The organism is Rhodoplanes sp. SY1, from assembly GCF_046000175.1.
GTDB lineage: Bacteria > Pseudomonadota > Alphaproteobacteria > Rhizobiales > Xanthobacteraceae > Rhodoplanes.
This window is the reverse complement of record NZ_JBEOMB010000077.1, coordinates 1-7,944: the sequence shown is the minus strand read 5'-3', so window position 1 is coordinate 7,944 and position 7,944 is coordinate 1. Positions and strand designations below refer to the sequence as shown.

Annotated in this window: 14 protein-coding genes; 9 read left to right on the top strand and 5 right to left on the bottom strand. The window is 62.3% G+C overall.

The features are described 5' to 3' along the window. Positions 1-241: 241 nt before the first annotated feature. The 6 genes from ABTU92_RS19550 (at position 242) to ABTU92_RS19525 (ending at position 3,955) form a co-directional block, all read left to right on the top strand. A complete protein-coding gene (locus ABTU92_RS19550) occupies positions 242-499 on the top strand; it encodes a helix-turn-helix domain-containing protein (RefSeq protein ID WP_408093304.1) in 258 nt (85 codons plus the stop codon). A 344-nt stretch (positions 500-843) separates the two neighbouring features. Further along, positions 844-1,134: a type II toxin-antitoxin system ParD family antitoxin gene (locus ABTU92_RS19545; protein WP_408093303.1), complete on the top strand. Its 291-nt coding sequence runs from the start codon at positions 844-846 to the stop codon at positions 1,132-1,134. Beyond that, complete coding sequence (locus tag ABTU92_RS19540) at positions 1,121-1,465, top strand: type II toxin-antitoxin system RelE/ParE family toxin (RefSeq protein WP_408093302.1); 345 nt, start codon at positions 1,121-1,123, stop codon at positions 1,463-1,465. Before ABTU92_RS19545 ends, ABTU92_RS19540 begins: the two co-directional genes overlap by 14 nt. A gap of 42 nt (positions 1,466-1,507) precedes the next feature. Then, positions 1,508-1,801 carry a helix-turn-helix domain-containing protein gene (locus ABTU92_RS19535; RefSeq protein WP_408093301.1) on the top strand — a complete coding sequence of 98 codons (294 nt, stop codon included), beginning with the start codon at positions 1,508-1,510 and terminating at the stop codon, positions 1,799-1,801. Between the two features lie 1,099 nt (positions 1,802-2,900). Next, a complete protein-coding gene (locus ABTU92_RS19530) occupies positions 2,901-3,113 on the top strand; it encodes a hypothetical protein (protein WP_408093300.1) in 213 nt (70 codons plus the stop codon). Between the two features lie 677 nt (positions 3,114-3,790). Continuing rightward, positions 3,791-3,955 (top strand): hypothetical protein, encoded by a 165-nt coding sequence (locus ABTU92_RS19525; protein ID WP_408093299.1) that lies wholly within the window; start codon positions 3,791-3,793, stop codon positions 3,953-3,955. A gap of 199 nt (positions 3,956-4,154) precedes the next feature. Here ABTU92_RS19525 and ABTU92_RS19520 read toward each other — a convergent pair whose 3' ends face one another. Then, the gene (locus ABTU92_RS19520; RefSeq protein ID WP_408093298.1) at positions 4,155-4,673 is read right to left on the bottom strand and encodes a ferritin-like domain-containing protein; all 519 of its coding nucleotides are present in this window, start codon (positions 4,671-4,673) and stop codon (positions 4,155-4,157) included. A gap of 200 nt (positions 4,674-4,873) precedes the next feature. Between ABTU92_RS19520 and ABTU92_RS19515 the strand changes: the two genes are divergently transcribed. Continuing rightward, on the top strand, positions 4,874-5,086 hold the full coding sequence (locus tag ABTU92_RS19515; protein WP_408093297.1) for a hypothetical protein: 213 nt from the start codon (positions 4,874-4,876) through the stop codon (positions 5,084-5,086). 42 nt (positions 5,087-5,128) lie between these two features. Continuing rightward, the gene (locus ABTU92_RS19510) at positions 5,129-5,338 is read left to right on the top strand and encodes a hypothetical protein (RefSeq protein WP_408093296.1); all 210 of its coding nucleotides are present in this window, start codon (positions 5,129-5,131) and stop codon (positions 5,336-5,338) included. 7 nt (positions 5,339-5,345) lie between these two features. Here the strand turns inward: ABTU92_RS19510 and ABTU92_RS19505 are convergent, their stop codons facing one another. Then, positions 5,346-5,672 carry a SemiSWEET family sugar transporter gene (locus tag ABTU92_RS19505; protein ID WP_408093295.1) on the bottom strand — a complete coding sequence of 109 codons (327 nt, stop codon included), beginning with the start codon at positions 5,670-5,672 and terminating at the stop codon, positions 5,346-5,348. Positions 5,673-5,747: 75 nt separating this feature from the next. On the opposite strand from ABTU92_RS19505, the gene ABTU92_RS19500 reads away from it, so the two are divergent. After that, complete coding sequence (locus ABTU92_RS19500) at positions 5,748-6,164, top strand: type II toxin-antitoxin system ParD family antitoxin (RefSeq protein ID WP_408093294.1); 417 nt, start codon at positions 5,748-5,750, stop codon at positions 6,162-6,164. Positions 6,165-6,235: 71 nt separating this feature from the next. Here the strand turns inward: ABTU92_RS19500 and ABTU92_RS19495 are convergent, their stop codons facing one another. From ABTU92_RS19495 to ABTU92_RS19485, 3 genes are all read right to left on the bottom strand, one after another. Next, entirely contained in the window at positions 6,236-7,273 is a 1,038-nt protein-coding gene (locus tag ABTU92_RS19495) for a GGDEF domain-containing protein (protein WP_408093293.1), read from the bottom strand. A gap of 50 nt (positions 7,274-7,323) precedes the next feature. Then, positions 7,324-7,623, bottom strand: coding sequence for a hypothetical protein (locus ABTU92_RS19490; protein WP_146618767.1), 300 nt, complete (start codon positions 7,621-7,623; stop codon positions 7,324-7,326). Between the two features lie 34 nt (positions 7,624-7,657). Continuing rightward, a partial coding sequence (locus tag ABTU92_RS19485) for a hypothetical protein (RefSeq protein ID WP_408093292.1) occupies positions 7,658-7,944 on the bottom strand: 287 nt, incomplete at its 5' end.

Here is a 7,944-nt window from a genome sequence, read left to right as displayed (position 1 = left end):
CCTCATCTGATGATCGGTGACGTGACGGCCGGGCAACGGGTGATTCCTCTTTGGCGAGAAGAACCATCCATCCCCGATCGACCGCGATCGCCAGACGGCGCGGTCCCCGAAGGGATCGCGCCGTCGCCGGGCTCGTTCCTCCGGTCGGGCTACGCCCTCCCTCCGGAACGAGCCCGGCGACCTCTCATCCTGATTGACGCTCCCCGCTCATCTTGATCGCCGCGCGGCACCTGACGACCGGATGTTGAAGGCCAACATCGTCGCCGAGCTGCACCGCTCGATCAAGGATCGCGGTCTCACTCAGGTAAAAGCGGCGAAGCTGATGGGCATCTCGCAACCCGACCTGTCCCACCTTCTGCGGGGCGATTTCGAGGACTACTCGGCCGAGCGTCTGATGAAGATGCTCACTGTGTTCGAGCAGGACGTGGAGATCGTCGTGAAGCCGCACCGCCGGGCGGGTGAGGTCGGGCGGATCATGTTCCGGCCAACCGCCGTGTGACCGACTTCTCTTGTGGCGGGCTTCGGCCCGCCATTTTTTTTCGGTCGCGCCCAAGCGGGTTGGGCTCTCGTGAACGGAGCCGCGTGCCGCGTCTCCGCCCTGCGGGCTTCGATCCCTCGCGCAAGAGCCACCCCGGCCCGGCCGCCTCAAGGCCAGGCCCTGCTACGCGCGGCCTTGACCCGGCCGCTCCGGGACAACGCCATCTCGCTGGCGTGAGTGCGCTGAGGCCCGCATTTCCGACGACGACAGGAGGAACAGTCACGATTTCAGGTGGTTATTCATGGTGGTGTCAGGTGAGATTTTATGCTACTATCCATAAGAAATGGAAATGAAGGGTCGTGTTTATGCAGTCTGCTGAGAAAATCAGCATCACCATGACGCCCGACATGCTCCGCGCCATCCGCGAGAGTGTCGAGGCCGGGGAGTATGCCTCCACCAGCGAGGCGATGCGCGATGCGGTGCGTGTGTGGCAACGGCAGCGTCTCGAAGATGCGGAGCGCCTCGCCGCAATCCGTGCCCGTGTTCGCCGTTCTCTTGACGACCCGCGTCCCGACCTGGACGAGGACGATGTCGAGGCCCGCATGAAGGCCCTCTTTGCGGAAACGGCAAAAGCCCGCCGAAATGCGTCGGCTTAAGGTTCGCTATCGTCCCGAGGCTCTTGCCGATCTTGAGGACATCTTTCGGGTCGTTCTGCACCTCAGTTCCAACCAGATCACGGCCGAGCGGTTCGTCGACCGCATCCGCAGGAGATGCCGCCGTATCGGTAACGTGCCGTTAGGTAGCCGCGCTCGTGACGATCTGGAGCCGGGCTTGCGGACCGCGCCGTTCGAGCACTCCGCTGTCATCGCCTACACGGTTGAGGACGATTGCGTGCGCATCGTCAACATCTTCTACAGCGGTCGCGACTACGAGGCGCTCTATCGGAACCAAGAGCCCGCGCCGGAATCCGGCGAGGAGAACACATAGACCGCTTGTGAACTGGGGGGCACGAAACGAAGGGAGCAAGCTATGACCAAGAAGAAAAGCGCTGTGCTGCCTCCCCACGAAGAGAGCAGCGGCAATGTGTTTGCTGATCTCGGTTTCTCCAATCCCGATGACCGGATGTTGAAGGCCAACATCGTCGCCGAGCTGCACCGCTCGATCAAGGATCGCGGCCTCCCCCAGGTAAAGGCAGCGAAGCTGATGGGCATCTCGCAACCCGACCTGTCCCACCTTCTGCGGGGCGATTTCGAGAACTACTCGGCCGAGCGCCTGATGAAGATGCTCACCGTGTTCGAGCAGGACGCGGAGATCGTCGTGTAGCCGCACCGCCGGGCGGGCGAAGTCGGCCGGATCATGTTCCGGCCGACCGCCATGTGTCGGTTTTTTCGCGGATGGCGGGCTCCTGCCCGCCATTTTTACTCGGACGCACCCGAAGCAGGCCGGGCTCTCGCGGACGTAGCCGCAGAGCTTCTGCTATCGGCGCGAAAGGGTCGCACGGGCTGCAGCGCGATCCGCACTGCGCGCCTGATTGGAATAATAAGCGGCTCGCCCCGATATTATCGTTATGTTGACGGACAAGCGGCTGATATTCTCGCCTTGCTTTGCGAATAGCGCCCTGGGCTTGATATGGCTGAAAGCGGATTTGCGGGGCGGAATACGTCCTCTGATGAAGCGGGCGGTACTGCGCGCTTGACATTTCAACCGACGCCGCCATTATTATTAGAATGAATACCGTCATGGAAAGAATCCTGCAATTCTTCAGTAGCCTTCTTTTCGCAATCATTGATAACATCCTGTGTTTCAATGGCCTGTGGGATGCATTGGAAAGCACGCAGCGTAAAGGTCGCTGGACGCCTCGAAAGTGGCGTATCTGGCGTTATATATTCCGTAACTCCGCGTGCAAGCGGAGAAATCGGATTGATTGTCGGTAGTCCTGCTTATTTACCCGTTTCGGCCAAACTAACCGCGCTGTCGACAATCGCCAGTGCCGCGTGACCGAATTTTCATTCGCCTACCCGGAAAGGAATACGAAGCGCAAATGTAAGTGCGCGCCTGATCGGCCGGGCTCTCGTGAACGGAGCCGCGTGCCGTCTCTCCGCCTGCGGGGTTCGATCCCTCGCGCAAGAGCCACCCCGGCCCAGCCGCCTCAAGGCCAATCCCTGCGGGCGCGCTACGCGCGGCCTTGACCCGGACGTTCCGGCGCGGCGAGGGGAGGCCATCGTTCAGGGGGTGGTACGCCCTGAACGGCCATGACTGAACCGGGCAACGGCTCAGGAGGCGTGTGGTGTCACCCCTCTGAGCGCCGTTCACAAGTATTCAAATGGGGTACAGCGCCGCGCCTCCCGGTGAAACTGATCAATCCTGTGGAACACCCTCGTGTGCGCCAGCATCTCCTTTGTGATCACACGGGGCTAACATCATGATGAAGCAGGAACAAAACACCAGAACGCTCAAGGCTCTGGCCTGTATTACCGTTGCGCACGCGAGTGTCTGTCCCGCGTTTGCAATGCTCTGCAGGGTAGCACTATCCCGAGACCTGTGTCAGCCCGGCTCGGAGGCTTTCCATGCGCTGGACGGCCGCCATCACGAACTGATGGAGCAGATCATGGCGGACGTCGGCGTCGAAGACTGATCCGGAAAAGCTTATGTCCTCTCCCTCGATTTTACCTGCTCTCGGCATTTACCTGTCACGGGCCATCCGGAACGCAGAAGAAACCGAGCGCCTCCTTGTGAGCGCGCTAAGCGGGAATCCGGCAAACTCACAACCGATGCTGCAGCGGTTATTGGCTTCTACCCGTGTTCGGCTGGAACAGTTGAGGGCGGAGGCCGACCAGGTCGAAGACGCACAGCATGAGGTTGATCTGCAGACGATCACCTCCTCTCGTTGAGAGGGTGAAAGTATTATATTACTTCTTTCGAAGCTTCACTGGGTGCCTTATTGCTGCGGCTTATGAATGATAACCATCTCACTGATTTTGCGACAGAATTCTCATTTTCTAGGGAACGATGTCCCTACTCAGGTGTTCTCCCCGCGCTCACTTCTGTGAGTGGCGGCGTCACGAAGGCCATCTGACGCTGCCGAGCGACTGATCAACTGGGGCCGCTGCCCGAGCCTTCCGACCATCAGCTCCGGGCTGGTTGCGGGCAGCGGCACTTTTGAGACGCGCGAGACCAGGGACCCTCATGAGCAACCGCAGCAGGCCACCCGGTAGCCGGAAAAGCTCGTCTGTGCTGAACCGCGCTCTCAGCAGGCCGCACCCTCTCGGAGACCGGCACGTTCTCTCGCCCGAACTGGTCGCCTCATTGATCTTGAACCGCGAGATCATCCTGGACCGGCCGCCGTGTCGGATGTGTGCGCACGGCACCCGGCTGGTGGGCCGAACCTATGTGCGCGAAGACGGCAACAACTTTGAAGAGCGGACCTTCGAGTGCTTCTTCTGCGGCCACAGCCAGGTGGCCCGCCGTCTGCTCTGAGGGTTTGCAAAACCCGTTCGGAACCACATTCTCGGCCAGCGCATTGCTTATTTGCAGTCAGACGAAGGTGCAACCCGGTCCCTACCTCCAGACCTCCCGATGCAGGGGATGTGAAGCTCTCCCCGCGCTGAATGCACCCCCGACAGACTGTCTCCTGAAGCCGTCCGCGAGGGCTCCGCGCGGACGGCTTCTCTTTGGTTCAGCGCTTCGCAGTAGCGCCCCGCGCGTCACGCGCGAGAAACGTGCGGACCACCCCCGGCAGGTTCTCGTCGAGCCAGCCCGCCATCTCCTTCTCCTCGGCGAGAATCTCCTGGCAGACCTCCTTGGTGGTCAGATCCCCGGCGCTCTCCGCCGCCGTGATCAGCGCCTTGTAGGTGGCCATCTCCATCTGTTCGAACGCGAAGCTCGCGACCGAGGCCTTCACCACCTCGTCACTCGTGAACACGCCGGTCAGCGCCTGGCCGAAGCCCAGGACCTGCGCCGCCGTGTCCTTGAAGACCGACGTGCTGCCGCCGTGCCGCTCGATGCAGCCCTGAAGGCGCTCCGCCTGGCTGCGGGTCTGCTCCAGATGCCGCTCGATCTTCGCGCGCAGCTCCGGATAATGCTCCAGACGGCTGGCCGTGTTGCTCAGCATCTGTTCGGCGTGTTTCTCCATGGCGTGCGCGTCGCGCAGCCAGTCCAGAAGTGTTCCCTCCACCGATTCCGTCCTGGTCGTCATAGCCTCTCCCTTCTCGTCACGGCCATTCGGCCGGTATTTGAAAACGGAAGCGGGCTCGGATCAGTTCCTGGGACGGCGAAACTGCCTCGTTTGGTTTTCCAGGTCACTTTCGCGGAAACGAAGCGCAAGGTATCAAGGCGCCTCCATGTGACGTACAAACAATGTATTCTGAGGCGAACCAGGGAGCCGTGGATGTGAACATGGATACGACGCGGTATCGTCTCTCCGCCGGCAGTGACGGATGGAACTGGCAGCTGTTCGACGAGGATGATCGCCTGCTGGCACAGGGAGCGGCGCCCACCATGACCCTCGCCCGGGCGGCGGCCATGCAGCGCGGCATCCACGAACTCACAGCTGGTCTGCTGTTTCCAGATTCGCAATCCGGCCCTTGCGAGGGGCCTGACCAGCATTAGGTAGGTCGTGGGGCGTAACGAACCACACCTGTCCGAGAAACAATGATCACCCGAAGGATGCTGAACCGGCCCGCCGGACTTTACTGGGCGAAGATCGATCACGACGGGAGAGGGCCGGTTCCCGACATTACCGTGGTAGACGTCGATGACGATGGTGACGTCCGGGCCATCGGCTACCGTGATACGATCGACCCGGCGAAAGTGACCTGGCTGGGGCTCGCCGTGCCTCCGGCGGCGCTGGAACGCCGGTGACGAAATTTCAATCGATGGGAGCGCCGGTCGCTTTGCCGAAGCGCGCAACCGCCCTCCCGGCCGCGATCTCACGCAGCTTGAACACCAGAATGATCCCGAGCAGCGCGAACCCGACGCTGTTGGCGAGGATGATCACGGCGTCGCCCCGCAGGAGCCCGTAAAGCACCCACAATCCGATGCCTGTTGCGAGGATCACGAGCATCCTGAGTGACAGGTCCCCGGCCTTCCCTGTCCGCCAGCATTTTCTCACCTGCGGGATGTAAGACAGCGTCGTGCACAGGGCGGCGACGAGACCCACGACCGTGGTGAAGTCCTGCTGCAGGAGACTGGCCATATCCGCCAATGACGTTGCGCTTGCGAGGTTCCTCCACGGGTCGAACGCTCGGCAAACTGTACCGAGCAGTGCCGCTTGACCTTGTCGGGCCGGATCTTCCAGCTTTCACGAGCGGGCAGACCCGCCGAAGTCCCATTTCGCGCTTCTGCCCGCCTCGCCCCGGATCAGCGATCCGGGGCGAGCTTTCAAGAACCGGCAGCGCTCCGGTTAACAATTCTTGTCAAAAACGGACAATCCACCTACGGTGGATTTATGAGAGCGTCTGCAACCCGTATGCGCACATTGACGATCTCGCTTTCTCACCGCCAGGTGAAGAGGATTCAAGAAGCTGTGGATTCAGGAACTTACGCTTCGAACAGCGAGGTCGTCCGCGATGCCCTGCGCTTGTGGGAACAGCGCGAGGAGCAGCGCGCCGTGGATCTGGATCGGCTAAAACGCGCCGACGACGAGGCCGAGCGGAACCCAGCGAAGGGGCGCTCGAACCCGGACTGAGGTCGCGTCGAGGCAGGCAGCCCGTTCTCCCCGGCATGCGCGCCGAGACGGCAGCCGCGAGCAAAAGCCGCTCAGCCTACACTGCGATTGCGGCCAGCCCCCTTGGCGGACAGGAGACACGCATCAGCCGCACGGACCAGCCCCTCGGGCGTGACGGCGTCCGCGAGTTCGGCAGCCCCGATGGACAACGAGACGCGGCCGAGATGCTCCTGCGTCGAGCGTCGGAGCAGGACCTTTCTCGAAACCGCCGCACGGATGGTCTCGCTGACCGCCAGCGCTTCGGAGAGCGTCGTGCGCGGCAACAGCACCGCGAACTCGTCGCCTCCGAAGCGCAACACCAAGTCGCCCTCACGAACGTTCTGCTTGAGCGAGGTCGCGACCAGCCGCAGCACCTCGTCCCCGATCTGGTGGCCATACTGGTCGTTGAATTCCTTGAAATGATCCACGTCGGCGATGATCAGGGCGAGCGCCGTCCCGGCCGTGCGGGCCTCGGCCACCATCCGGACCAGCATGAAGTCGAACAGTTTCCGGTTGCCGACCGCCGTGACCGGATCCGTCACGCTCTCCAGCTGGAGCAGCTCGATATTGCGCTGGAGCTGCAGCACCTGGTTCTCCGACTTGCGAAGGTGGGCCTGCATGCGTGCATTGGCCCGCTTGATGTCCTTGGTGGACTTCAGAAGCGCCGTCAGGACCGCGTTCAGCGCCTTGTTTTCCTCCATCAGGTCGAGCTGTTCCACGGCGTGCCGAAGCCCCACGTCGTAGACATCGACGGCCTCGCTCGCCGTGCCGAGGAGGGTTCCCACGGTGTGCGCCTCGTCGCGCAGGCGCTCGCCGGCCGAGACCAGCTGCTGGAGTGCCCGCAGGGGTGAACAGTGCCGGTCATAGACCGTTTTCACGCTGTTTGGGGACACCTGACCGGAGGCTTCGAGCGCGTCGATGTCTTTCGCAAGCTCCTGGTTAGTCCCGCAGAAGTAGGTGAACCAGACCTCGAATGTCTTCGGATCGAGCAGCAGGTCGGCCGAGGTGATGCGGGCGAGCGCCTTTGCCGCGATCGACGCGACATGAAGGCGCTCGTCGGCAGTTGCTGCGGGTTCCGATCGCTGTGCCAATGGATCCATCCTTTCCGGGGCGCCTGGCCCGGCTGACATTCCTCCGTCAGCTACACGGGGCGGGCGGGAGCTGCATCGACGGATCGAATCCGGCTGTGGACTTCGTCCAGACGCTGCCGGGTCTGCGTGATCTGCCCTCGGATGCCCTCGATCTTGTCCCGGGTGCTCTCGCGATCGGCATCGTTGCCGGTCATGACCAGAACTGCTCCAAGCAGTCGTTCCAGATGCTGCGTCAGCAGGATGAACAGCTCCAAAAGCTCGTACAGGCCGTTCTGGATCAGCTCCCGGTCGGCCGCATTGGCTGCCGAGGAGTCCTTTCCGCCGTGAACAAGAACGAGTGTCCGTGCCATCGACAAGTCCCTCATTTCCGCTCGGGGAGCGTGGCTACCATTCTCCCCGGCGGCCACGCCGTTCGAGGAGGATCCGACGGGCGGGAGCGGCGGTCCGCTGGAGTTGGTCATAAGCACGTGCGACCGCGTCCCGCGCGGTGTCGATCTGCCCGATATACTCGGCCCCTCCCGGCGTCGTCGCCATGATCTCGGAGACACAGGCCAGCATCCCGTCGATCTGGTGGGAGACCTGAACCAGAAGGGTCATCAACCCGTGGAACTGGCATTGCACAGCGTGCAGGTCGACGTGCTCTTCCGGACGACGTTCCGGGTCCGGCCGAG

Coding starts and splice junctions, on each gene's coding strand:
- ABTU92_RS19550 (WP_408093304.1), top strand. CDS start 242: ATGTTGAAGGCCAACATCGTCGCCGAGCTGCACCGCTCGATCAAGGAT.
- ABTU92_RS19545 (WP_408093303.1), top strand. CDS start 844: ATGCAGTCTGCTGAGAAAATCAGCATCACCATGACGCCCGACATGCTC.
- ABTU92_RS19540 (WP_408093302.1), top strand. CDS start 1,121: ATGCGTCGGCTTAAGGTTCGCTATCGTCCCGAGGCTCTTGCCGATCTT.
- ABTU92_RS19535 (WP_408093301.1), top strand. CDS start 1,508: ATGACCAAGAAGAAAAGCGCTGTGCTGCCTCCCCACGAAGAGAGCAGC.
- ABTU92_RS19530 (WP_408093300.1), top strand. CDS start 2,901: ATGATGAAGCAGGAACAAAACACCAGAACGCTCAAGGCTCTGGCCTGT.
- ABTU92_RS19520 (WP_408093298.1), bottom strand. CDS start 4,673: ATGACGACCAGGACGGAATCGGTGGAGGGAACACTTCTGGACTGGCTG.
- ABTU92_RS19515 (WP_408093297.1), top strand. CDS start 4,874: ATGGATACGACGCGGTATCGTCTCTCCGCCGGCAGTGACGGATGGAAC.
- ABTU92_RS19510 (WP_408093296.1), top strand. CDS start 5,129: ATGATCACCCGAAGGATGCTGAACCGGCCCGCCGGACTTTACTGGGCG.
- ABTU92_RS19505 (WP_408093295.1), bottom strand. CDS start 5,672: ATGGCCAGTCTCCTGCAGCAGGACTTCACCACGGTCGTGGGTCTCGTC.
- ABTU92_RS19490 (WP_146618767.1), bottom strand. CDS start 7,623: ATGGCACGGACACTCGTTCTTGTTCACGGCGGAAAGGACTCCTCGGCA.